This is a genomic window from Streptomyces sp. NPDC001153 (assembly GCF_053598315.1).
In genome coordinates this window covers 1-22342 of sequence record NZ_JBSFJZ010000062.1, presented here as the reverse complement: position 1 = coordinate 22342, position 22342 = coordinate 1, and the positions used below count along the sequence as shown (strand labels likewise).

At 68.7% G+C, this 22342-nt stretch carries 22 protein-coding genes; 10 read left to right on the top strand and 12 right to left on the bottom strand.

What is annotated here, in order from left to right; genetic code table 11:
- Positions 1-255: 255 nt before the first annotated feature.
- Positions 256-1512, bottom strand: a complete 1257-nt coding sequence (locus ACWDEN_RS42660; RefSeq protein ID WP_450863334.1) for an IS110 family transposase — start codon at positions 1510-1512, stop codon at positions 256-258.
- A gap of 327 nt (positions 1513-1839) precedes the next feature.
- Between ACWDEN_RS42660 and ACWDEN_RS42655 the strand changes: the two genes are divergently transcribed.
- Positions 1840-2484, top strand: coding sequence for a CBS domain-containing protein (locus ACWDEN_RS42655; RefSeq protein ID WP_351614947.1), 645 nt, complete (start codon positions 1840-1842; stop codon positions 2482-2484).
- 81 nt (positions 2485-2565) lie between these two features.
- Here the strand turns inward: ACWDEN_RS42655 and ACWDEN_RS42650 are convergent, their stop codons facing one another.
- Positions 2566-2859, bottom strand: coding sequence for a hypothetical protein (locus ACWDEN_RS42650; RefSeq protein ID WP_450863332.1), 294 nt, complete (start codon positions 2857-2859; stop codon positions 2566-2568).
- Between the two features lie 1152 nt (positions 2860-4011).
- On the opposite strand from ACWDEN_RS42650, the gene ACWDEN_RS42645 reads away from it, so the two are divergent.
- The 6 genes from ACWDEN_RS42645 to ACWDEN_RS42620 all read left to right on the top strand — a co-directional run bounded on the left by ACWDEN_RS42645 (position 4012) and on the right by ACWDEN_RS42620 (position 8899).
- The gene (locus tag ACWDEN_RS42645) at positions 4012-4653 is read left to right on the top strand and encodes a trimeric intracellular cation channel family protein (RefSeq protein ID WP_351614943.1); all 642 of its coding nucleotides are present in this window, start codon (positions 4012-4014) and stop codon (positions 4651-4653) included.
- A 52-nt stretch (positions 4654-4705) separates the two neighbouring features.
- Positions 4706-5983 (top strand): amidohydrolase, encoded by a 1278-nt coding sequence (locus ACWDEN_RS42640; RefSeq protein ID WP_351614941.1) that lies wholly within the window; start codon positions 4706-4708, stop codon positions 5981-5983.
- A 271-nt stretch (positions 5984-6254) separates the two neighbouring features.
- Entirely contained in the window at positions 6255-6827 is a 573-nt protein-coding gene (locus ACWDEN_RS42635; protein ID WP_055703566.1) for an NADPH-dependent FMN reductase, read from the top strand.
- A gap of 588 nt (positions 6828-7415) precedes the next feature.
- Positions 7416-7766: a PRC-barrel domain-containing protein gene (locus tag ACWDEN_RS42630; RefSeq protein ID WP_351614938.1), complete on the top strand. Its 351-nt coding sequence runs from the start codon at positions 7416-7418 to the stop codon at positions 7764-7766.
- A gap of 74 nt (positions 7767-7840) precedes the next feature.
- Positions 7841-8011, top strand: a complete 171-nt coding sequence (locus ACWDEN_RS42625) for a hypothetical protein (protein ID WP_351614935.1) — start codon at positions 7841-7843, stop codon at positions 8009-8011.
- Between the two features lie 399 nt (positions 8012-8410).
- The gene (locus ACWDEN_RS42620) at positions 8411-8899 is read left to right on the top strand and encodes a YcxB family protein (RefSeq protein WP_351614932.1); all 489 of its coding nucleotides are present in this window, start codon (positions 8411-8413) and stop codon (positions 8897-8899) included.
- Positions 8900-9835: 936 nt separating this feature from the next.
- Here the strand turns inward: ACWDEN_RS42620 and ACWDEN_RS42615 are convergent.
- A complete protein-coding gene (locus tag ACWDEN_RS42615; RefSeq protein ID WP_450863328.1) occupies positions 9836-10660 on the bottom strand; it encodes a recombinase family protein in 825 nt (274 codons plus the stop codon).
- A gap of 248 nt (positions 10661-10908) precedes the next feature.
- On the opposite strand from ACWDEN_RS42615, the gene ACWDEN_RS42610 reads away from it, so the two are divergent.
- Together ACWDEN_RS42610 and ACWDEN_RS42605 are read left to right on the top strand one after the other, a co-directional pair.
- Positions 10909-11547, top strand: a complete 639-nt coding sequence (locus tag ACWDEN_RS42610) for an ATP-dependent Clp protease proteolytic subunit (RefSeq protein ID WP_450863326.1) — start codon at positions 10909-10911, stop codon at positions 11545-11547.
- A gap of 1 nt (position 11548) precedes the next feature.
- Positions 11549-12151 (top strand): ClpP family protease, encoded by a 603-nt coding sequence (locus tag ACWDEN_RS42605; RefSeq protein WP_351614920.1) that lies wholly within the window; start codon positions 11549-11551, stop codon positions 12149-12151.
- A gap of 82 nt (positions 12152-12233) precedes the next feature.
- On the opposite strand, the gene ACWDEN_RS42600 is transcribed toward ACWDEN_RS42605, so the two are convergent.
- The 3 genes from ACWDEN_RS42600 to ACWDEN_RS42590 all read right to left on the bottom strand — a co-directional run bounded on the left by ACWDEN_RS42600 (position 12234) and on the right by ACWDEN_RS42590 (position 14424).
- The gene (locus ACWDEN_RS42600) at positions 12234-12665 is read right to left on the bottom strand and encodes a helix-turn-helix domain-containing protein (protein WP_450863323.1); all 432 of its coding nucleotides are present in this window, start codon (positions 12663-12665) and stop codon (positions 12234-12236) included.
- A 150-nt stretch (positions 12666-12815) separates the two neighbouring features.
- Entirely contained in the window at positions 12816-13310 is a 495-nt protein-coding gene (locus ACWDEN_RS42595) for an NUDIX domain-containing protein (RefSeq protein WP_450863321.1), read from the bottom strand.
- 28 nt (positions 13311-13338) lie between these two features.
- The gene (locus ACWDEN_RS42590; protein ID WP_450863319.1) at positions 13339-14424 is read right to left on the bottom strand and encodes an ADP-ribosylglycohydrolase family protein; all 1086 of its coding nucleotides are present in this window, start codon (positions 14422-14424) and stop codon (positions 13339-13341) included.
- Between the two features lie 165 nt (positions 14425-14589).
- Between ACWDEN_RS42590 and ACWDEN_RS42585 the strand changes: the two genes are divergently transcribed.
- Positions 14590-15726: a glycerate kinase gene (locus ACWDEN_RS42585; protein ID WP_450863317.1), complete on the top strand. Its 1137-nt coding sequence runs from the start codon at positions 14590-14592 to the stop codon at positions 15724-15726.
- An 89-nt stretch (positions 15727-15815) separates the two neighbouring features.
- On the opposite strand, the gene pssA is transcribed toward ACWDEN_RS42585, so the two are convergent.
- The 6 genes from pssA to ACWDEN_RS42555 form a co-directional block, all read right to left on the bottom strand.
- Positions 15816-16637, bottom strand: coding sequence for a CDP-diacylglycerol--serine O-phosphatidyltransferase (gene pssA / locus ACWDEN_RS42580; protein ID WP_351615004.1), 822 nt, complete (start codon positions 16635-16637; stop codon positions 15816-15818).
- A gap of 22 nt (positions 16638-16659) precedes the next feature.
- On the bottom strand, positions 16660-17316 hold the full coding sequence (locus tag ACWDEN_RS42575) for a phosphatidylserine decarboxylase (protein WP_228620641.1): 657 nt from the start codon (positions 17314-17316) through the stop codon (positions 16660-16662).
- A 169-nt stretch (positions 17317-17485) separates the two neighbouring features.
- Positions 17486-18691 carry an acyl-CoA dehydrogenase family protein gene (locus tag ACWDEN_RS42570; protein WP_031168227.1) on the bottom strand — a complete coding sequence of 402 codons (1206 nt, stop codon included), beginning with the start codon at positions 18689-18691 and terminating at the stop codon, positions 17486-17488.
- A complete protein-coding gene (locus ACWDEN_RS42565) occupies positions 18691-19203 on the bottom strand; it encodes a MaoC family dehydratase (protein ID WP_019757884.1) in 513 nt (170 codons plus the stop codon). Before ACWDEN_RS42565 ends, ACWDEN_RS42570 begins: the two co-directional genes overlap by 1 nt.
- A 15-nt stretch (positions 19204-19218) precedes the next feature.
- Entirely contained in the window at positions 19219-20181 is a 963-nt protein-coding gene (locus ACWDEN_RS42560) for an HpcH/HpaI aldolase/citrate lyase family protein (RefSeq protein ID WP_351614908.1), read from the bottom strand.
- Positions 20178-22205 (bottom strand): protein meaA, encoded by a 2028-nt coding sequence (locus ACWDEN_RS42555; RefSeq protein WP_351614905.1) that lies wholly within the window; start codon positions 22203-22205, stop codon positions 20178-20180. The genes ACWDEN_RS42560 and ACWDEN_RS42555 overlap by 4 nt, the downstream gene beginning before the upstream one ends.
- Positions 22206-22342: the final 137 nt, after the last annotated feature.

The window sequence follows — 22342 nt, the reverse complement described above, 5'->3', positions numbered from 1 at the left end:
ACGGCTGAGTTACGACATTCTTCGCTAGTTTCAAGACGCCCGGCTACGCTCCTGCCTTCGGCCCGCTCCGCCCGCGCCGTGCCGACGCGCGTCCACATGCGGATAGGGCCAGTGGCCATGAGTCGGGCACCGCATAGTGCGGCTTCGCGGTCGAGGCGATGCCTCTGGCGGGGGGCGGCCGGCACAGGGATGGCGGGGGCGCCGTTCTCCACTGCGGGCCCGTAGTGGCGTGCGCGGGGGGCCCTATGGGTTTCGTCAGCCCGTGGGGGCGGGTTGGGGGTCGTAGAAGGTGCCGTCGCGGAGCATCGCGAAGAGCACGTCGGCTCGGCGTCTTGCGAGGCAGAGGAGGGCTTGGGTGTGGTGCTTTCCCTGGGCGATCTTCTTGTCGTAGTAGGCGCGGGAGGCCGGGTCGGTCAGGGCCGCGAATGCGGAGAGGAAGAAGGCTCGTTTGAGCTGCTTGTTTCCTCTCCGGGAGGGTTGTTCTCCGCGGATCGAGGATCCGGAGCTTCGGGTCGCCGGGGCGAGCCCGGCGTAGGCCGCGAGGTGGGCGGCGGAGGGAAAACTGCTGCCGTCGCCGACGTCGATGAGGATCCTGGCTCCGGTCCTGACCCCGATCCCGGGCATGGAGGTCAGGACCTTGGAAAGAGGGTGGGCCTCCAGCAGTTCCTCGATCCGGGCGGCGAGGAGTTTGCGCTGGTCGAGCACCGATTTCAGCTGATTGGCGAGGCTGGGGACGATCAGCGCGGCCGCGTCGGTGCCGGGAACGACGACGGTCTGTTCGTCGAGCGCGGTGAAGACGTCGTCGACCAGGCGCTCGGCCATCCGCGGGGCTTTGGCCCGTATCAGATTGACCAGCCTGCGGCGTCCGGCCTTTCTCAACTGGGCGGGCGAGCCGAACTGGTCGAGCATCAGCAGCACGGCCGGGTGCTGGATGCGCGGGCCCAGGACTCGCTCCAGCGAAGGATGGATCTGGGTGAGCAGGCCGCGCAGCCGGTTGCTGATGCGGGTCGCCTCGCCGGCGAGGTCGTCGTCGAAGCCCACGATCATCTCCAGCTCGGCGACGGTCTCGTCTTCCAGCTCGAGGGCGCGGAGCGTGTGCGGCATGGCGCGGGCGGCGTCCGCGATGATGAACGCGTCGCGGGCATCCGTCTTGGCCTCGCCGGGGTAGAGATCGGCGATCCGCCGCATGGTCAGGCCCGGCAGATAGGCCACCTGGCAGCCGGCATCCCGGGCGACGGCCAGGGGCAGGGCGCCGATGGAGGCGGGCTGGTCGACGACCACGAGCACGGTGCCGTGCTTGGCCTGCAGCTTCTCGAAGAGTTCCCGCAGCTTGGGTTCGCTGTTGGGTAGCCGCTTGTCGAAGGCTTTCTTCCCTGCCGGGGTGACGGCGGTGGCGTGGTGTTCGCCCTTGCCGACGTCCAGGCCGAGGAAGGCGCCGATGTCACTGGTGTCGATCACGTGCGTCCTCCGGTCGAGCGTCCCGGCCTCACCTGCGGCACCAGCTGCCGGCATCCACATTACGAAGAGCCTCCCAAGTCCCTGGCGGGAACCGGTGGTCATGCCCCTAATCAGCGGTCTGCCAGTGCCTCCGGGACCGGTGACACCACCCCCCAGATCATGGTCAACAGGGGGGACCAGTCATTCCGGGCCCGGAGGCCGGGAACCCCATTGCGGGGCCGATCAAGAAGGAAATGGGGGGATCGCTGGCCCTCCCCGCCAGGTCGAACGCACTGGTCACCGGAGCGGGGCGGTGTTGTCATGGGTAGGGAGACGGGCCTGGACGAGCGGCCGCGAAGGCCGGGGCGCCGCGCCGTCGCGAAGCGGAGGAGGCTGGATGCCATGCTGCACCGCCGCACGGTCGGCGACGTGATGACCGAAGAAGTCATCACCCTCCACACCGACACACCGTTCCACGAGATCGCCTCCCTGCTGGACGCGAACGACATCGCCGCGGCCCCGGTCATCGATGACGAGGGCGTCCCCATCGGCGTCGTGTCCGCGTCCGACGTGCTGCGCCACGAGACCGGCATGCCCGATCCGCAGGGGCGGGACGGGAATGACGAGCGCGCGTGGGGCAAGGCTCGGGCCCGGACCGCGGGCGCGCTCATGAGCAGCCCTGTCTTCACCGCCCGTGCCGACTGGACGATCCCCCGGGCCGCGCGGGAACTCCACAGGCGGCACGTCAAGCAACTGCCGGTCGTCGGCGACCACGGGCTTCTGACCGGCATCGTCAGCCGTAGCGACCTACTGACCGCCTTCATCCGCTCCGACGTTGAAATCCGCGGCGAGGTCGAGCGGGACGTCCTGGGGCGCATCCTCAGCCTGGAAGAGGGCACCGTAGCGGTCGAGGTCCGGGACGGTGCCGTTACCCTGCGGGGTCACGTCCCGGAATCGCGTCTTGTGCCGGTGGTCGTGGGCCTGTGCCAGGGCGTCGACGGTGTCGTCGCCGTGGATGCCCACCTCGCGGCCGCCCGGGCGGACTAGGGCCTGCCCAGCGGATCATGTGACCATGGACTCGACGACCGGGCCGGTATCCCGGCAGTGCGCGGATCCGGCCGCGATTGGTCACTTTCCGTCGACGCCGGGCTGGATCTCCAGCGTGAAGACCGCGTCCTCGGGGCCAGTGCCTTCTTCGCCCGCCCACACGATCACGCGCACGTGCTGCTCGCTGATGCCGTTTACCTTCCACTCGGTCACAAGGTCGGAGACGACGAGGGCGGCGACGTATTTGGCATCCTCGCTCCGGGACTCGGTGGTGACTCTTCCCCGCCGCCGGTGGGAAGGGCCGCCGTGGGGGCGCCAGCCGTGCGAGCCGTGTGGCTCCTCCACTCGGTACGCCCACACCCTCTCGGTGCCCATGGCACCGATCCTGTCACCAAGGAGCCCTCATGCGCCGGATCGGATCGACGCCCGCCGAGCGGGGCAGTGCGACGGGGCGGTCCTGTCCGGACCTCATCGAGGCCGACGACGGGGACTTCCTCGTGATCGGGAAGCTCGCCTGGCTCAGCTTCCGCGACGGCACGGCGGGTCGTCGCCGCAGGGGGCGGCTTCTACGCGGCCGACTGCTGCCACCACCAGCAGTGCCTCGACAAGAATCCTCCCGAGCACTGCGGGCTGGGCAAGATCGGCGTCTCGTGCCCGATCGGCGTGCGGCGTCTGCCCGCAGATGGATACTTGGGTACAAGTAGGCCCGACTTGCAAGAAGTTGCTGCCGCTGACGGTCAAGAACGCTGGTCAGGCGCCCGCTTCGAGTGGTCACGAGCACTGACGTGAGCGAGGCACTCGATCGGGTGATGGAGGCGCTGGCGGGGGCGAGTGAGGACGAGGTGGCGGCTGCGCTGGCTGCGGCCGGCGCTTCGGTCCCTCGCTCGTCAGCGCCGTTGGCGCCCTCCCGCACTCCGCTGCCGAGCCCAAGGAGCGCCTCGCGGATCGTCTCCGAGGTGGAGTGGGTTTGAGGTCCGTACCAGCTTGTCGAACCTCCGCCGAACTGGCCGGCAACAGCGCGTAGGAGGTCTCGTTGGCGGGTTGCTGAAGCTGCCAAGCTCGGCAAGGTTGAGGAGCCAAGCAGAAGATCGGATACCGGCCGCCGTCGTGGAGAATTCGCAGGCGGTCATCCTCGCAGTCGGCGATGACACCGGGGCGGTCCCTCGAACGTGACCCGCATGCCGCCGTGCACGGTCAGTCCGTAGCTGGTGCGGATGCGCTCGTTTGAGGGGCCGGCTGGAATCCCAGTCGATCCGTTGGGCCGTCTGGGTGCCTGGTGTGGAAATGATGGCCGCTCGTTGAAACCGACCACTCCCTGCTCGGGGGTGACCTGCTCAGTCGATCTCCTCACCCATACGGCACCTGACCTGTGAGCGGACGCCACAGTCGCAGTCCGGCTGGCCAGTGGTTGGAGAAGCTGCCTCGCATGCCATGCCCGGCGGGCACGTAGCGCCTTTGGCTGCTTCGATGGCGGAAGTGTGAAGGGAGACGCTGGTGTCTGTGGCCCGGTCGTTGTCGCCTGAGAGCGTGACCGAGCTGACCCGGGCGCTGGACCTGAGCGGGGTGTTCGCCAACGGCACGCTCGGCGGGGTGCTGGCCCGGGCCAGTCGTCTGGATCTGTTCGGCTTCCTGGTCATCGGCATCGTCTCCGGCCTGGGCGGTGGAATCCTCCGCGACACCCTGTTGCAGCACGGCACGCCCGTGGCCTTGACCGACTACACCTATCTCACGGTCGCCACTGCCGGCACCCTGCTGGCTTTCGTAGCCGATCTGAGCCGCCACACGTCCGGTTGGGCCTTCAACCTCCTGGATGCCTCGGCGCTGAGCGTCTGGGCGGTCGCCGGGGCGCAGAAGACGCTCGCTGTCGGCCTGGGCTGGCTGCCGGCCGTGCTCCTGGGCACCATCACAGCGGTCGGCGGCGGGGCGATCCGGGACCTGCTGCTCGCGCGGACCCCTTCCGTCTTCGGCGGCACGCCGTTGTACGCGACCGTCGCGATCGTGGTGAGCGCGGTGATGGTGGTCTGCAGCCGGTTCGGCGCATCCACCGTAGGCGTCCTGGCCGGAATCACGGTTGGCATCTCGCTGCGGCTGGCCGCATTCCACTGGGGCTGGAAGCTGCCGGGCAGCCGCGACTGGCGGCCGGGGTCGACCAAGGACCGGGATCCCTGACATGAACGGGCGCTGCGATCACCCACCGATAGGGAGGAAGGAGTACACAGCCATGACGCCCAAGGACACCGCGGATGCTGTCCTGGCCGGGCTCGGTGACATCCGCTCCGAGCTTGAAAAGGTCTACAAGGACCTGCACGCCCACCCCGAGCTGGGACACCAGGAGCACCGCACCGCGACCCAGGTGGCGGAACGCCTGAGAAACTGTGGCTACCAGGTGCACAAGGGGATCGGCGGCACCGGTGTGATCGGTGTGCTGGCCAACGGAGAGGGCCCGACCGTTTTGCTGCGGGCCGACATGGACGCTCTGCCGGTCCTTGAGGAGACCGGTCTGACCTACGCCAGCACAGCCGAAGCCACGGACGCTTCCGGCCGCCGGGTGCCCGTGGCGCATGCCTGCGGTCACGACATGCACGTCACCTGCCTGTTGGGGGCTGCGCGGCTCATGGCCGCCGCGACGGGGGCGTGGCAGGGCACGCTGGTGGCCTTGTTCCAGCCTGCCGAGGAGCCGGGGGACGGTGCTGACCGGATGCTCGCCGACGGGCTGACCGACCGTGTTCCTCGCCCGGACGTCGCCTTCGCCCAGCATGTGCTTCCCTATCCGGCTGGGCAGGTCGGCACGCGCGCCGGGTCCTTTCTCTCCGCGGCGGACAATGTGAAGATCACTGTCCATGGCCGGGGCGCTCACGGCTCGGCACCCCAGGCCGCCATCGACCCCGTGGTGATCGCCTCGATGATCGTCGTCCGGCTCCAGACCATTGTCTCGCGCGAGCTGGCCGCCACCCAGCCGGTCGTGGTCACGGTGGGCTCCGTCCAGGCGGGCTCGAGCGGCAACGTGATTCCGGAGTCGGCCGAACTGCTGGTGAACGTGCGCACGTACGACGACGAGACCCGGCGGGCCGTCCTGGCAGCCGTGCGGCGCATCGTCCATGCCGAGTGTGACGCCTCCGGGGCGATTCGCGCGCCGCAGATCGAGGAGGGCACCCGCTTTCCGCCGACTGTCAACGACGACGTGGTGACCCGCGAGGTCTCCGCCGCTTTCGCCGCGATGTTCGGAGAGCGCGCGGTCACTGTCGAGCTGCAGAGCGCTAGCGAGGACTTCAGTCGGATCCCGGACGCCTTCGGCGCCCCGTACACCTACTGGGCCCTGGGCTGTGTGGATCCGGACGCCTACCAGGCCGCCCGGCAACGCGGCACCGTGGCCCAGGACATCTCCGTCAACCACAGCCCCCGCTTCGCACCGGTCCTGCAGCCCACACTGGACACCGGCGTCCAGGCCCTCGTCACAGCCGCACTCACCCACCTCGGGGAACCGACTCGCACGAGCTGATGAGCTTCCGGCCGGTTCGCCTCTGATCCGCAGCACAGCAGCAATCGACCGCCTCGCGGCGCCCGCGCGGGTTGCACGGCTGTGGTTCTCGACGCCCACTGTGCCGGCGCCGAAGAACGCGGGCGGGCCACGGTGGACGCACGCAGTCACCTGGACGGACCTGTCAGCACGCGCTCCACTCCCGACCGTGGTTTCGTTCCTTGCACAACTCCCTGCCCGTCCGAGCGGGCGATACGAAAGAGCGTAATACGCGCATTGAATCGAGGAACAGATGACGACGTACCGGGTCGGCTACTTCGTGGGAAGTCTGGCGACTCACTCCATCAATCGGACGCTCTCGAAGGCTCTGATCCGGCTGGCCCCGGCTGATTTGGAATTCTTTGAGATTCCGATCAAGGATCTTCCCCTCTATAGTTACGACTACGACAGCGACTACCCTGCCGAGGGTAAGGCGCTCAAGGATGCCATCGCCTCCGCAGACGCCCTCCTATTTGTGACCCCTGAGTACAACCGATCGATTCCGGGTGCCCTCAAAAACGCCATCGACTGGGCCAGTCGCCCCTGGGGGAGCAACTCATTCGCGCACAAGCCCTCCGCCGTGATCGGAGCGTCGCCGGGTGCCCTCGGCACTGCCCTCGCCCAGCAGAGTCTGCGCGGTGTCCTAAGCTTCTGCGACTCGCCGCAAATGAATGCACCGGAGGCCTATGTCAGATTCAAGCCCGATGTTTTCACCAGTAACGGTGAAGTCGTCGACGAGCATACGGAACGCTTCCTCCGAGATTTCATGGAGGAATTCCGGGATCACGTTGTCCGGGTTCTTACTGTGCTCCCGCGAAAACCCTGAGGCTTGCAGATTTGTATTCGTTACGATCGGCAAGAGGCAGTGTGAAAGGTTTATGCGGGTCGGCCAGGGATAAACGAAGAGCGCTTCTACCTGTATCCCATGAAACGTGTAGTAGTCGTTCTGGATAACGAAGAAAAACTATCGGTTGAAGCCGTAAGGGACTACGACGCCTTTCGCGCCCTGCGCCCTGGTGTTCCCGGCGCTGGCAAAGGAGGCGGACATGGGGCATGCGGCCGCCGACCTGGATGATCTGACCGCCTTCCTGGCCCGCCTCAGCTCGAAGCGTCAATGTTCGGTGGGTCAGGCCTGCCGAGCAGCGCCGCGGTGAATCCTCACAGTCGTTCGTACAGTGGCGCGCTCCACCTGGACGCCATGAGCCACGCCTGCTCCACGGTGTGTGGGTCGACGGCGAACGGGATGGGAGCTGGGGTGAGTGGTGGGTTGGCCGGGAGGCGACGGCCTGCGATCAGGCGTTCTCGACAGCATGCACCAGCGGTCAGAGTACGATGAAACGGTGTAAACCTCGCGCAGTCACCTCTCCGATCGGATGCAGTGCCTGCGGGAGGCGCGGGCCGCAAGGAGCAGGGCATGATCCATTCAGCCGATATCCGCGAGTGGCGCAACCGGGACGTGATCGATCCCAAGGGACACAAGATCGGAGCCCTGGAAGCGGTCTACGTGGACACCACCACCGACGCGCCGACCATGGCCACCGTCCGTACCGGCCTGCCGACTCGACACCGACTGGTCTTCGTGCCCCTCGACGAAGCAACGCTGGGCCCCGGCTACGTGAAGGTGGCGCACGGGAGAGGGCTGGTGAGGAAGGCGCCGTCCATAGGCATGGATGACGTCCTGCCGGTCGAGCGGGAAGAAGAGGTCTTCAAACACTACGAGAGGCCTTACGAGCGCGGTAAGGGGCGCCGCCTCGCACGCCGCTGACCGGCCTCCATCGCAAGAGCGCCGAAGCCTGACCAAATCGCTGGTCACAGCGGAGGCTTGAGGATGTGCTCACCATGGCGCTTTTCCTGTTCCTGATCCTCGTGGCCATCGTCCTGGGAATCATCGGCACGGTGGCGGCGGGGCTGTCCTACCTCCTGATCATCGGCATCGTGGTCTTCGTGGCAGACCTGGTCCTATTCGGTGTGCGCTGGTCCCGGCGCTCTCACCGACACTTCGTCCGGTGATGCCACCCAGTACGGGCGACAAACGCAAAGCGAGCGAGCCCGTCGTGGCACTCCTCCTGCGCACCGGGTACGTGCCCCTCGCGTGCCCGAGAGAGCGGGAAACCACGGGGAACACCGGGCAGTAACGGTAGCCGGACAAGAGAGTGGCCCCTGACCAAACACTCAGGTCAGGGGCCGTTCTCACTGCTCATCGCGCGGAGGCGGTGGGATTTGAATCCACGGTGACATCGCTGCCACGACGGTTTTCGAGGCTGCAGTTGGATCGCGAGTAGAGGCTCTTCCAGTAGTCCAGTACTGAGGTTCGATAGGATCCCGCGATCTTCGTACCGGGGAGGGATCATGGCCAAGGGCGGCAGGACCGAAGGTAGCGACAGCAGCGCGGAAACCTCTGACGATGTCGTGGACCAACAGTCCGCGGTCCAGCTGGTGTACCGGCCGCAGCCTGCCGACACACGGGTCGGCCTGCGGGTCCGCGACCGGGTCAAGCGGACCAAGCTGGTGCTGCGGGGCGTGCTCCTCGCGTTGGGGATAGGGTTCTGGCTGATCACTATCGACGTGATCTCGACCGGTCTGCTCTTGTTCGTCGTCCTGTGGATGTGGGGCTACCCACGGCTGCACGTCGCCTACATACAGCGGATCATCGGATGGCAAGGTGAGTACCGCGCCACCGTGTCTGCGGCCGGGATCACCTGCCGCAGCGACCACAGCACGCTGGTCCAGAAGTGGTCCGTCTACCAGGGCTACCGGGAGACGACGGACCACTTCGTCCTGCTCAGCCGTGACCCCAACATCATGTGGCTCGAAGTCCTGCCCAAGCGGGGCGTGCATGAGGCCGAGGACCTCGACCGGCTTCGGGCCATCCTGGACCAACACACCACCCGCGTGTGACGGACGTGGAGGGCGTCCCGCGCCGGCGGTCGACGGCCGGGCCTGCCGCTGGGGTGTGGCGTACAGCAGCGAAGTACAGCAATCGCCGCAACCGCAGCCGACCAACCCCACCCACGAGCGAACGTCTGATCAGCCGGGCAGACTTCAGCGACCGCCCCCGCCCATAGTTCGCATCGAGGGGCAGCGTCGCGCTACGCCTGCACGTGGCGCCGTTCTCAACCGATGAACGGCGCCCCACAGGCTTGACCTGGTCATTGAGACTCCGCCGCCCGCGTGGATAGCCGCTCGTGACGGGGGCGGGGTCGGCGCGGTCACCAGTCACTGCGCTGGGGCCTTCGCGGGGGCTAACCGTCGGTATGTGTCCCTGAGCAACGTCGAGCTCTACGTGGACGCGAGGGGCCACGCGTCCTCGACTGTGTGTGAGGCGAGCCGAGGAACGCCGGCCGAGGGAGCGATGCAGGCGGCGACAGGAGGTGGGCGACCACCGTCGGCTCGGCAAAGGTGCGGATGTGGGAAGCTACCTGCCGGCAGATGGATACTTGGGTACAAGTAGGCCCGACCGGCAAGGAGTTGCTGCCGCTGACGGTCAAGAACGCAGGTCAATCGCCCGCTTCGAGTGGTCACGAGCACTGACGTGAGCGAGGCACTCGATCGGGTGATGGAGGAGAAGGAGTACGTCGTGGCTGGGGCGGTCGGCTCCGCGACTTTAGCCAGCCACTTTGGCGCGAGCCTCGAAGATCATGGCCCCAACGTCGTGCTTCACCGGGCAGGTCCACAGACTGCCCGACGCGCCGGAAGCTTACGGGGCCATGATCACGCGCGCCAAAGCAGCGTCACCCCAAAGCCGTTCCACCGACCGCGCGCTCTCGTGCCCACTCCGGATTTCCCGGCACACCCGACGCACGGGGGGTGTGTGGGCCTGGCGGAGAACCTGCTTCACGGTCTCCTTGCTCCACCGGTTGCCCAGCACCGTCGTGCTTGTTCCAGTCGGCCGCGATCGTTCGCGGGGAGGCCCCCGTGAGAACACGCTCGACGGCTTTGCGGAGCGCGGCTGCTTCCTTGGGTTCGAGCGTGCGCCTGTCGTCCTTGTAGCCGAAGGGGCCGGGTGCTCCCTGTGGGGATCCCTGCTTGCTGCAGGGCGCGGTGCTTGCGCCGGACGCGCCGGGCCGTGTCGGCGCTCGATTTGTTGGCCACGGTAACGAGCAGGCGTGCGACTGTCCGGCCGTTGTCCGTGAGGAGATCAAGGGTGCCGGTGATGTCGATGATCGGGCGGCGGAAGTTCTCCACCACTTCGATGGCGTCTTCGAGGTGGCGGTTGTCGCGCGTCAGACGGTCGATGTCGTAGACGATGAGACCGTCCAGGCGTTGACCGTCCGGTGTTGTGCCGCGCTTGAGGTCCTCCAACGCCCCTTCGAACACCGGCCGGATCACTCGATAGGCGACCGTGCCATCAGGTTGCCGTACGCGCTTGCGCTTCCACGCCGATGTGTCGGGTTCCTCGTACGTGTAGACATGCCGGCCCCCGCGACTCTCGACGAACCGGCGGCCGTCCTTCTCCCGTTCCTCGCGGCTCTTGATGTCCCTGCCCGTCGCCGGACGCCACTTCGGGCCGTCTTCGGACGAGCCGACCGACGGCGTTGCGCTCGGAGCCGAGGAGGGCAGTTCGTCGGCGTCCGGTTCCAGGGACAGCCGAACCAGCACCGCCCAGTTCTGCCCGTCCAGGTCGCCCCAGTGCGCCCGCTGAACTAAGTCTTGGGTCATGGCGCGAGGTTACTTCTGCCCATGCTCTGCTTGGTGGAGATCCCTGCGCCGCTGAGGATGGCGACGAGTGGCCTGTTCATGGGGCGAGCGTAGGACGCTTGCCTGCTCGGAGCGAGCGGATATCGGGGCACGGCTGCGCCCTCGTCTCTGCCCGTGGCGAATCTGCGGCGGGCAGAGAAACCGCATCCCGGGGTCTCCCGAGGCCAACAGTGGAGTCGACGGCATCCCCGCCTCGACAAGGAGACCAGATGACTCCACTCACCACACTCCCGCCCCGCGCGGAGGAGGGCGACACACCGCCCAGCCGCTTCGACGACCATCTCGCGGCACAACTGCTCGCCCAGCGGATCGTCCTGCTCGGCACACAGGTCGACGACGTGTCGGCCAACCGGGTGTGCGCGCAGCTCCTGCTGCTGTCGGCGGAGGACCCGCGCACCGACATCAGCCTGTACATCAACAGCCCCGGCGGGTCGGTCACCGCGGGTCTCGCCATCTACGACACCATGCGGCTCATCCCGAACGACGTCTCGACGCTGGCGATGGGGTTCGCCGCCAGCATGGGCCAGTTCCTGCTCACCGTGGGGGCGCCCGGCAAGCGGTTCGCGCTGCCGCACGCGCGGATCATGATGCACCAGCCGTCCGCGGGCATCGGTGGCACCGCCGCGGACATCGAGATCCAGGCGGAGAACCTCCAGTTCACCAAGCAGGCCATCGAGCGGATCACCGCCGAGCACACCGGGCAGAGCGAGGAGACGATCGCGCGGGACGGCGACCGGGACCGCTGGTTCACGGCCGAGCAGGCCAGGGAGTACGGGATCGTGGACCGGGTGGTGGAGTCGCTCACCGACATCCGCCCGGCCACGTCGCGCCGACGGATGGGGTTGTGACATGGGGTCGTACACGGTTCCTTACGTCATCGAGCGGACCGCGCAGGGTGAGCGGTCCTACGACGTCTTCAGCCGGTTGCTGAACGAGCGGATCATCTTCCTCGGGACCGAGATCGACGACGGGGTCGCCAATGTGGTCATCGCGCAACTCCTCCATCTGGAGTCGGCGAACCCGGAGCACGAGATCTCGATCTATCTCAACTCGCCCGGTGGATCGTTCACTTCGCTGATGGCGATCTACGACACGATGACGTTCGTGCAGGCGCCCATCTCCACGTTCTGCGTCGGTCAGGCGGCGTCGACGGCGGCGGTGCTGCTGGCCGGCGGAGATCCCGGGCGACGGTTCGTGCTCCAGCACGCGCGGGTGCTGCTCGGCCAGCCGGCCAGCGGCGGCCGGCAGGGGACGGTCTCCGACCTCAGCCTCGCGGCCAAGGAGATGGTCCGTATCCGCTCGCAGGTGGAGGAGGTCCTGTCCCGGCACACACATCACGACGTGGCGACGCTGCGCGCGGACATGGACCGGGACAAGGTGCTCACCGCCGAGGAGGCCGTCGCCTACGGGCTCGCCGACGAGGTGCTGAGCCGACGGCTCGCGTTCGTCTGACCCGGGCCTTCGACCGTGGCCGAAGCGGGCGAGCCGGCCGGTACGGCGGTGGTGTGCCCCGTCGTACCGGCCGCCGGTCCGGTCAGGCCGCGAGGCAGAGGCCGTCGTACCGCGCCGTGGGCGACGTGCGGCCCGGGCCCACCCGGCTCCGGGTGTACCGGGCCAGCTCGTCCTGGGTGAGCGAGAGCAGGTCGGCGAGGCCGAGCCCGAGGGCACGGGCGGCGGCCGCCAGTACCTCGGAGGAGGCCTCCTTGCGTCCGCGCTCCAGCTCCGACAGGTACGGCATCGAGATCCGGGCCGCCTCCGCGACGTCCTTCAGCGTGCGCTCCTGGGCGAGTCGCTCGCGCCGCAGCACATCGCCGACGAGGTCGCGCCACAGGGGTTCCCTCGGCGCGGGTGTCGGTGGGGCTCCCTCCGGTCGTTGCGGGGTGCGGGTCGCCCCACCGGAACCGGGCGGTGAGGTGTGCGGGCGCAGCGGGATGACGCGGGCTTCGTTCGGCGCATGAGTGCTCACTTCTTCAGCCTAGGGATCCGGGGCGCGGGGGGAAGGCAACGGCGTTCTGCCCTGGGTGAAGCCGTGCGGCAGGACCGGGGTGCTGTACCAAGTCATCGGTCATGGCGCGAGGTTGCTTCTGTCCATGCTCTGCTCAGGGGTCCGGGCCGGTCAGGCCACGCGGTGGCCGTTCTCCAGTTCCGCGGTGCCGGAGCCGTCCGCGAGGATGTCCAGGGCGGTCAGGACCCGGCGGCCGAGGGCACCGGGGAGGTGGTCGGTGATCTCCTCGCGCGGTACCAGGCGCCAGGACAGCAGCTCCTCCTCCTGGAGGCGGATCGCCTTCAGGTCGGCCTCCGTCAGGACACCGCCGTCGTACAGGTACGCCACCAGTGGCGGCCGGCCCGCGCCGTGCACCCAGTCCACCGCCAGCAGCCGGCCCGGCTCCCGGTCGAGGCCGATCTCCTCCAGCGTCTCGCGGCGCGCGCCCTGGCGCGGGGTCTCCCCGTCGTCCGACTCGATCGTGCCGCCCGGAAGCGCCCAGCCCTCGCGGTAGTTGGGCTCGACCAGCAGCACGCGCCCCTCGGCGTCCCGGAAGAGCGCGGCCGCGCCGGCGAGGACTCGGGGCAGGCTCGCGATGTACGTGGCGAAGTCAGGAGTCGTGGTCATTGGGGAAGGGTAACCAGGCGCGGGGCGGCTACGGGCCGGCCGTCGCCAGGCGCAGGGTGCGTTCGGCCAGCGCACTGATCCGTACGCCGTCGAAGCCGAACACCGCGCTCCGTACCGTGTCCTGCAGCGGGTCCTTCCACTGGGCCGGGATCGCGGCCGCGCCGGTGAGCACCCCGGCCACCGAGCCGGCCGTGGCCCCGTTGGAGTCGGTGTCCAGGCCGCCGCGCACGGTCAGGGCGATGGTCCGGGTGAAGTCGCCCTCGCCGTACAGCAGTCCGGCGGTGAGGACGGCGGCGTTCGGGACGGTGTGGATCCAGCCGAGCCCGGCGGTCTCCGCGGCCAGGGTGGCCAGGGTCTCCTCCCAGGGCAGCCGCGTCTCGTGCAGGGTCATGACCCGCCGTACGGTACGGGCGAGCCGGCTGCTCGCCGGGATCACGCCGAGCGCCGTCTCGAGTGCGTCCCGCACGGTGGGGGCGGTGAAGGCGGCCGCGATCAGCGCCGCCGCCCACATGGCGCCGTACACGCCGTTGCCGGTGTGCGACAGCACCGCGTCCCGCCGGGCCAGGCCGGCGGCGCCGGCCGGGTCGCCGGGGCGGGTCCAGCCGTGGACGTCGGCGCGGATCAGCGCGCCGATCCACTCCTGGTACGGGTTGTCGTACGTCGCCGTCAGCGGTGGTTTCAGCCCGTTCGCGAGATTGCGGTAGGCCGCCCGTTCCGCGGTGAAGGTCTGCAGATACGGCAGCCGCAGCAGCCACAGCTCGCCGACCTGCTCGGTGCTGAAGCCGAAGCCGTACGTCTCCAGCAGGTGGAGGCCGAGGATCGCGTAGTCGACGTCGTCGTCGCGCACACTGCCGTGGATCCGGCCGCGCACGCAGTCCCGCCACTCCGGGCGCAGTACGGCGGTCTCGTCCGGGTCGGCGGGCTCGGGCAGGTAGTCGGTGAGCGGTAGCGCCTCGGCCTTGCGGAGGTAGCGGTCGATGCGCTCGCGGGTCCACACCTCGCCCTGCTCCACCGGCTTGCCGAGCATGTTGCCCGCGATCCGGCCGAGCCAGCCGCCGTGGATGCGGTCGGCGAGGGCGGGGAGGCCGGCGGGCTGCGGGCGCGGGCTGGTCATGGCTGGGGTCTACCCGTTTTCCCCAGGGTCTTCCCAGCCGCTGCCCAGCCTTCGGTCGGGGCATGACGAGGGGGGTCTCCTGCGGTTAAGGTCGCAGCGGCGCGACTGGCTCCGACGTGCGCGGGGCCCGGAGAGCAAGGGGAAAGCAAGGTGGCGGACGCTGCAGTGAACGAGACCCGTCGGGTGCTCATCGCCGCGGACAAGTTCAAGGGCTCGCTGACGGCCGTGCAGGTCGCCGAGCGGGTGACGGCCGGGCTGCGCCGGGTCGTGCCGGGTGTTCACGTCGAGGCGCTGCCCGTTGCCGACGGCGGCGACGGGACCGTGGACGCGGCGGTCGCGGCCGGTTTCGAGCGCCGGGAGGTACGGGTCGCCGGGCCGCTGGGCCAGGAGGTGACCGCCGCGTTCGCGCTGCGCGGGGAGACCGCGGTGGTGGAGATGGCGGAGGCGAGCGGCCTCCAGCGCCTGCCGGCCGGGGTCTTCGCGCCCCTGACGGCCTCCACGTACGGCTCCGGCGAGCTGCTGCGGGCCGCGCTGGACGCGGGCGCCCGGACGATCGTGTTCGGCGTCGGCGGCAGCGCCACGACGGACGGCGGCGCGGGCATGCTGTCCGCGCTGGGCGCGCGCTTCCTGGACGAGAGCGGTGAGCCGGTGGCGCCGGGCGGCGGCGGGCTGGCGGAGCTCGCCCGCACCGACCTGTCCGGCCTGGACCCGCGCCTGTCCTCAGTGGAGCTGGTGCTGGCGAGCGACGTCGACAATCCGCTGACCGGGCCGAAGGGCGCGCCGGCGGTGTACGGCCCGCAGAAGGGCGCCTCGCCGGAGGACGTGGAGACCCTGGACGCGGCCCTCGCCCACTTCGCCAAGGTGCTGGAGGCCGAGGTGGGGCCGCGCGCGGCGGAGTACGCGGCGTCGCCGGGCGCGGGAGCGGCGGGCGGCATCGGCTATGGCGCGCTGCTGCTGGGCGCCGGTTTCCGGGCCGGTATCGAGGTCATGCTGGACGTGCTGGGCTTCGCGCCCGCGCTGGAGCGGGCCTCGCTGGTGATCACCGGTGAGGGGTCGCTGGACGAGCAGACGCTGCACGGGAAGGCGCCGGCGGGGGTGGCCGCGGCGGCTCGCTCCGCGGGGAGGACCGTGGTGGCGGTGTGCGGTCGGCTCGCTCTGTCGCCGGAGGCGTTGCTGCGGGCGGGGATCGAGAGGGCGTACCCGTTGACCTCCGTCGAGCCGGACGTGGCCAGGTGCATCGCGGATGCCGGGCCGATTCTGGAGGGGGTCGCCGTGCGCATCGCCGAGGACTACCTGGGCTGAGGTCCCTGGGGGCGGAGCCCCCAGGTCGCCCACACAAGCGAAAGGGCCCCGGACCAGCCAACGGTCCGGGGCCCCTCGTACAAGCGCCGCTACGGCAACTGCGCCGCCCGCGCCTCCCGGCGGTTGTCGCGGAAGTTGTTCACCCGCCGAGCCGTGGCGAACAGCGGAATCACCGCGCCCATGACCAGCTGCAGCGCACATCCCGTCTGCAGCAGCAGCTGCCCGCTGGGCGCGTCGAAGGCCCAGGCCGCCAGCAGGCCCATCGACAGCACGATCCAGGCCAGCATGGCCCCGGCCAGGCGCCCCCTGGGCTTCGGGTACTCCACCCGGCTCACCATCAGCCACGCCGTACCCAGGATCGCCAGCAGCGTCGCCACGAAGGGCAGCTCCAGCAGCACGATCGAGACGACCGTCAGCGCGCCGAACGGGCTGGGCATGCCCTGGAACATGCCGTCCTTCATGGTCACGCAGGAGAAGCGCGCCAGACGCAGTACGACGGCCAGGAGCACCACGATTGCCCCGAGCGCCGCCATTCTCTGGTGCGCGTCGTCCGCGACCATGCCGTAGACGAGGACGAAGTACGCGGGCGCGAGCCCGAAGCTGATCAGGTCGGAGAGGTTGTCCAGCTCGGCGCCCATGGGGGAGGAGCGCAGCTTGCGGGCCACCAGTCCGTCGAACAGGTCGAAGACGGCCGCGCAGAGCATCAGGATGACGGCCGTGGCGGCGCTGTGCCGGGCCATGCCCGCGGACGCGTCGTTCCCCGTCAGGTGCGGGATCAGGATGCCGGTGGTCGTGAAGTACACCGCCATGAACCCGCACGTGGCGTTGCCCAGGGTGAGGGTGTCCGCTATCGACAGACGGAGAGAGAGGGGCATCTCCTCCTCTTCGTCCACTTCGTCGGCCTCGGGCACCCAGCCCGCCTGGGTCTCCGGATCAATCACGGTCAATGCGAGTCACCCCAGCCACGGTCTTCTGTCCGACCTCGACCGCGACCTCCACGCCCTCGGGCAGGTAGAGGTCGACACGCGAGCCGAAGCGGATCAGACCGATACGGTCGCCCTGCTCGACCTTCGTGCCCGCGGGGATGTAGGGCACGATGCGGCGGGCGACCGCGCCGGCGATCTGGATCATCTCGATGTCGCCGAGTTCGGTGTCGAAATGCCAGACTACGCGCTCGTTGTTCTCGCTCTCCTTGTTGAAAGCCGGAACAAAGCCGCCGGGGATGTGCTCGACGGACGTCACCGTGCCCGCGAGGGGCGCGCGGTTGACGTGGACGTTCAGCGGGCTCATGAAGATCGCGACGCGGGTGCGTCCGTCCTTCCACGGCATGATGCTCTGCACCACGCCGTCGGCGGGCGAGATCACCCGGCCGGAGCCGATCTCGCGCTCGGGGTCGCGGAAGAACCACAGCATGCCCGCGGCGAGCGCGGTGGCGGGCACGGCCACGGCCTTGGCCGCGCCGGAGCGACGGGCGCGGGCCAGGCTGAGGGCTGCGGTGGCGACGGTCGGGAGAAGCCACGGCGATGCTCCGCGCGCGAGGCGTACGCCGGCTCGGCTGTCGCGAGGTGCAGAGGTTTGGCTGTGGGGCATGGATGACCTTCGTAGCGGATGATGCCGCGCAAGACGGGGGACGGCGGCTTTCCCGGGATCGTACCGGTCGCGGGCTGCAACTGGGCAAGCCAGGCTGCCGAGTCGACGGCCGAAGAACATCTACGGGGTGTGATCTTCTTCTCGAAGAAAACACCCCGTATCAGGACAATCAGCCCTGGAACCGATACTCTTCGAGCAGCCTGCGGCCGATGATCATTTTCTGGATCTCGGCGGTACCTTCACCGATGAGCAGCATCGGGGCCTCCCGGTAGAGGCGCTCGATCTCGTACTCCTTGGAGAAGCCGTAGCCGCCGTGGATCCGGAAGGCGTCCTCCACGACCTCCTTGCAGTACTCGGAGGCCAGGTACTTCGCCATGCCCGCCTCGAGATCGTTTCGCTCTCCCGAGTCCTTTTTGCGCGCGGCGTTGACCATCATCGCATGCGCGGCCTCGACCTTGGTCGCCATCTCCGCCAGCTTGAACTGGATGGCCTGGTGCTGGGCGATCGGCTTGCCGAAGGTGTGCCGCTGCTGGGCGTACTGGACGCCGAGCTCGAAGGCGCGCTGGGCGACGCCGCAGCCACGCGCCGCCACGTTGACCCGGCCGACCTCGACGCCGTCCATCATTTGGTAAAAACCTCGGCCGGTGACGCCGCCGAGCACCCGATCGGCGGGCAGCCGCAGGCCGTCCATGATCAACTCGGTGGTGTCGACGCCCTTGTAGCCCATCTTCTCGATCTTGCCGGGGATGGTCAGACCCGGTCGGACCTCGCCGAAGCCCGGCTCCTTCTCGATCAGGAAGGTGGTCATCGACTTGTGCGGCGCCGTGCCCTCGGGGTGTCCTTCGTCACTGCGGACCAGGACGGCCACGAGCGAGGACGTGCCGCCGTTCGTCAGCCACATCTTCTGGCCGTTCAGGACGTACTCGTCGCCGTCCTTGACCGCCTTCGAGGTGATCGCCGACACATCGGAGCCCAGGCCCGGCTCCGACATCGAGAAGGCGCCCCGGATGTCGCCGGCCGCCATCCTCGGCAGGAAGTGGTCCTTCTGCTCCTGCGTGCCGTGCTGCTTGAGCATGTACGCGACGATGAAGTGGGTGTTGATGATGCCGGACACCGACATCCAGCCGCGGGCGATCTCCTCCACGCACAGCGCGTAGGTCAGGAGCGACTCGCCCAGACCCCCGTACTCCTCGGGGATCATCAGACCGAACAGGCCGAGTTCCTTCAGGCCGTCCACGATCTGCTGCGGGTACTCGTCGCGGTGCTCCAGCTCGGTCGCGACAGGAATGATCTCCTTGTCGACAAAGTCCCGGACGGTGGAGAGGATCTCCTGCTGGACGTCGGTCAGACCGGCGGTCTGGGCGAGACGGGCCATTACTTCTCCTGCTGCTTCAGCTCCGGGCGGCCCGGCTGCTCGCCGCCGCGCTCCTTGATGTACGTCTCGGTCGGCACCATCACCTTGCGGCGGAAGACGCAGACGAGCGTGCCGTCCTGCTTGTAGCCCTTGGTCTCGACGTAGACGATGCCGCGGTCGTTCTTCGACTTCGACGGCCACTTGTCGAGCACGGTCGTCTCGCCGTAGATCGTGTCGCCGTGGAAGGTCGGCGCCACGTGCTTGAGCGACTCGATCTCCAGGTTGGCGATCGCCTTGCCGGAGATGTCCGGCACGGACATGCCGAGCAGCAGCGAGTAGATGTAGTTCCCGACGACGACGTTCTTGCCGAAGTCCGTCGTCTTCTCCGCATAGTTGGTGTCCATGTGGAGCGGGTGGTGGTTCATGGTGAGGAGACAGAACAGGTGGTCGTCGTACTCCGTGACCGTCTTGCCCGGCCAGTGCTTGTACGTCGCCCCGACCTCGAACTCCTCGTAGGTGCGTCCGAACTGCATCGTGCTCAGGGCTCCTTAGCCGGCGGGGATCTCGAACTTGCTGGTGCGCTGCATGCCGGCGGCCCGGCCCTTGCCGGAGATGACCAGGGCCATCTTGCGGCTGGCCTCGTCGATCATCTCGTCGCCGAGCATCGCGGAGCCCTTCTTGCCGCCCGCCTCGGACGTGTAGTAGTCGTACGCGTCCAGGATGAGCTCGGCGTGGTCGTAGTCCTCCTGGGAGGGCGAGAAGATCTCGTTGGACGCCTCGACCTGGCCCGGGTGCAGCACCCACTTGCCGTCGAAGCCGAGCGCGGCGGCGCGCTGCGCGACCGCGCGGTAGCCGTCGATGTTGCGGATCTGCAGGTAGGGGCCGTCGATCGCCTGGAGGTTGTTGGCGCGGGCGGCCATCAGGATCTTCATCAGGATGTAGTGGTAGGCGTCCGCGGGGTAGCCGGGCGGCTGCTCGCCCACGACGAGGGACTTCATGTTGATGGAGGCCATGAAGTCGGCCGGGCCGAAGATGATCGTCTCGACGCGCGGGGAGGCCTGCGCGATCTCGTTGACGTTGTTCAGGCCCTGCGCGTTCTCGATCTGCGCCTCGATGCCGATCCGGCCGACCTCGAAGCCCATCGTCTTCTCGATCTGGGTCAGCAGCAGGTCCAGCGCGACGACCTGCTGGGCGTTCTGCACCTTCGGCAGCATGATGCAGTCCAGGTTCGGGCCCGCGCCCTCGACGACCGTGACGACATCGCGGTACGTCCACTCGGTCGTCCAGTCGTTGACGCGTACGACGCGCGTCTTGCCCGTCCAGTCGCCCTCGTTGAGGAACTTGACGATGGTGTGCCGCGCCTCGGGCTTGGCGAGCGGCGCGCAGGCGTCCTCCAGGTCCAGGAAGACCTGGTCCGCCGGGAGGCCCTGCGCCTTCTCCAGGAAGCGCGGGTTGCTGCCCGGTACGGCCAGGCAGGAGCGCCGCGGGCGAAGGCGGTTGACGGTCGTCATGCGGGGACCTCCAGAGGGTCGAGCTTGTTCGCTTTCCGGATCTCGTCGACGATTCGGCCGATGATTCCGGTGATGTCGAAGTCCTTCGGGGTGAAGACGGCAGCCACTCCGGCGGCCCTGAGCTGCTCGGCGTCACCATTCGGGATGATGCCACCGGCGATCACCGGTATATCTGTGGCACCGGCCACACGCAGCCGTTGGAGCACGTCCGGCACCAGCTGGGCGTGCGAGCCGGACAGGATCGACAGGCCGACCGCGTGGACGTCCTCGGCGAGGGCGGCGTCCACGATCTGCTCGGGCGTCAGCCGGATGCCCTGGTAGACCACCTCGAAGCCGGCGTCACGCGCGCGTACGGCGATCTGCTCGGCGCCGTTGGAGTGCCCGTCCAGGCCCGGCTTGCCGACCAGGAACCGCAGCTTGCCCACGCCCAGCTCACGGGCGGTGGCGTCCACCTTGGCGCGCACCTCGGCGAGCGCGGAGCCCGGCTCGGCGGTGACGGCCACCGGCGCGGAGGAGACCCCGGTGGGCGCCCGGTACTCGCCGAACACCTCACGCAGGGCGCCGGCCCACTCGCCGGTCGTGACCCCGGCGCGGGCGCACTCCAGCGTGGCCTCCATCAGGTTCTGGGTGCCCTTGGCGGCCTCCTTCAGCCGCTCCAGGGCCTTGCAGGGCCGCGGGTGGTTGAAGGGCGGCTGGTAACGAGTGTCGCGCCAGTTCTGCAGCGAGGCGATGACCCGGGCCTCGACCGCCGGGTCGACCGTCATGATCGCGGTGTCCAGGTCGGCCGTCAGCGGGTTCGGCTCGGTGCCCTCGAAGGCGTTGACGCCGATGATCTTCTCCTCGCCGGACTCGATCCGGGCCCGGCGTTCGGCGTGCGAGGAGACCAGCTGGGACTTCAGGTAGCCGGACTCCACGGCGGCCATCGCGCCGCCCATCTCCTGGATGCGGTCGATCTCCGCGAGGGCGTCCGCGACCAGCTGGTCCACCTTCGCCTCGATCACCTTCGAGCCCTCGAAGATGTCCTCGTACTCCAGCAGGTCGCTCTCGTAGGCGAGCACCTGCTGGATGCGCAGGCTCCACTGCTGGTCCCACGGCCGGGGCAGACCGAGGGCCTCGTTCCAGGCGGGCAGCTGCACGGCACGCGCGCGTGCGTCCTTGGACAGCGTCACGGCCAGCATCTCCAGCACGATCCGCTGGACGTTGTTCTCCGGCTGAGCCTCGGTCAGGCCGAGGGAGTTGACCTGGACGCCGTAGCGGAAGCGGCGCTGCTTGGGGTCCTCGATGCCGTACCGCTCGCGCGTGACCTCGTCCCAGATGCGGCCGAACGCGCGCATCTTGCACATCTCCTCGATGAAGCGGACGCCCGCGTTCACGAAGAAGGAGATGCGGGCGACCACGTCACCCATGCGCTCCTGCGGCACCTGGCCGGAGTCGCGGACGGCGTCGAGGACGGCGATCGCGGTGGACATCGCGTACGCGATCTCCTGCACCGGCGTGGCCCCGGCCTCCTGCAGGTGGTAGCTGCAGATGTTGATCGGGTTCCACTTCGGGATGTGGGAGACCGTGTACGCGATCATGTCCGTCGTCAGCCGGAGCGACGGCCCCGGCGGGAACACATGAGTGCCCCGGGACAGGTACTCCTTGACGATGTCGTTCTGGGTCGTGCCCTGGAGCTTGGTGATGTCCGCGCCCTGCTCCTCGGCGACGACCTGGTAGAGCGCCAGCAGCCACATGGCGGTGGCGTTGATCGTCATCGAGGTGTTCATCTGCTCCAGGGGGATGTCCTGGAACAGCCGGCGCATGTCGCCCAGATGGGCCACGGGCACGCCCACCCGGCCGACCTCGCCGCGGGCGAGGATGTGGTCGGGGTCGTAGCCGGTCTGCGTCGGCAGGTCGAACGCCACCGACAGACCGGTCTGGCCCTTGGCGAGGTTGCGCCGGTACAGCTCGTTGGACGCCTCCGCCGTCGAGTGGCCGGCGTACGTCCGCATGAGCCACGGACGGTCCTTCTGACGCTCTGTCATCTATGGCTCTCAGACGTTCCGGAAGCGGTTGATGGCGTCGAGGTGCTTGGCGCGCATCTCCTCGTCGCGCACGCCGAGGCCTTCCTCGGGGGCGAGGCAGAGCACGCCGACCTTGCCCTGGTGCAGGTTGCGGTGGA

Bases quoted from the DNA above. Each gene is read 5' to 3' on its own strand.
- ACWDEN_RS42660 (WP_450863334.1), bottom strand. From the start codon at position 1,512: ATGCCGGCAGCTGGTGCCGCAGGTGAGGCCGGGACGCTCGACCGGAGG.
- ACWDEN_RS42655 (WP_351614947.1), top strand. From the start codon at position 1,840: ATGCTGCACCGCCGCACGGTCGGCGACGTGATGACCGAAGAAGTCATC.
- ACWDEN_RS42650 (WP_450863332.1), bottom strand. From the start codon at position 2,859: ATGGGCACCGAGAGGGTGTGGGCGTACCGAGTGGAGGAGCCACACGGC.
- ACWDEN_RS42640 (WP_351614941.1), top strand. From the start codon at position 4,706: ATGACGCCCAAGGACACCGCGGATGCTGTCCTGGCCGGGCTCGGTGAC.
- ACWDEN_RS42635 (WP_055703566.1), top strand. From the start codon at position 6,255: ATGACGACGTACCGGGTCGGCTACTTCGTGGGAAGTCTGGCGACTCAC.
- ACWDEN_RS42630 (WP_351614938.1), top strand. From the start codon at position 7,416: ATGATCCATTCAGCCGATATCCGCGAGTGGCGCAACCGGGACGTGATC.
- ACWDEN_RS42625 (WP_351614935.1), top strand. From the start codon at position 7,841: ATGGCGCTTTTCCTGTTCCTGATCCTCGTGGCCATCGTCCTGGGAATC.
- ACWDEN_RS42615 (WP_450863328.1), bottom strand. From the start codon at position 10,660: ATGACCCAAGACTTAGTTCAGCGGGCGCACTGGGGCGACCTGGACGGG.
- ACWDEN_RS42610 (WP_450863326.1), top strand. From the start codon at position 10,909: ATGACTCCACTCACCACACTCCCGCCCCGCGCGGAGGAGGGCGACACA.
- ACWDEN_RS42605 (WP_351614920.1), top strand. From the start codon at position 11,549: ATGGGGTCGTACACGGTTCCTTACGTCATCGAGCGGACCGCGCAGGGT.
- ACWDEN_RS42595 (WP_450863321.1), bottom strand. From the start codon at position 13,310: ATGACCACGACTCCTGACTTCGCCACGTACATCGCGAGCCTGCCCCGA.
- ACWDEN_RS42590 (WP_450863319.1), bottom strand. From the start codon at position 14,424: ATGACCAGCCCGCGCCCGCAGCCCGCCGGCCTCCCCGCCCTCGCCGAC.
- ACWDEN_RS42575 (WP_228620641.1), bottom strand. From the start codon at position 17,316: ATGCCCCACAGCCAAACCTCTGCACCTCGCGACAGCCGAGCCGGCGTA.
- ACWDEN_RS42570 (WP_031168227.1), bottom strand. From the start codon at position 18,691: ATGGCCCGTCTCGCCCAGACCGCCGGTCTGACCGACGTCCAGCAGGAG.
- ACWDEN_RS42565 (WP_019757884.1), bottom strand. From the start codon at position 19,203: ATGCAGTTCGGACGCACCTACGAGGAGTTCGAGGTCGGGGCGACGTAC.
- ACWDEN_RS42560 (WP_351614908.1), bottom strand. From the start codon at position 20,181: ATGACGACCGTCAACCGCCTTCGCCCGCGGCGCTCCTGCCTGGCCGTA.
- ACWDEN_RS42555 (WP_351614905.1), bottom strand. From the start codon at position 22,205: ATGACAGAGCGTCAGAAGGACCGTCCGTGGCTCATGCGGACGTACGCC.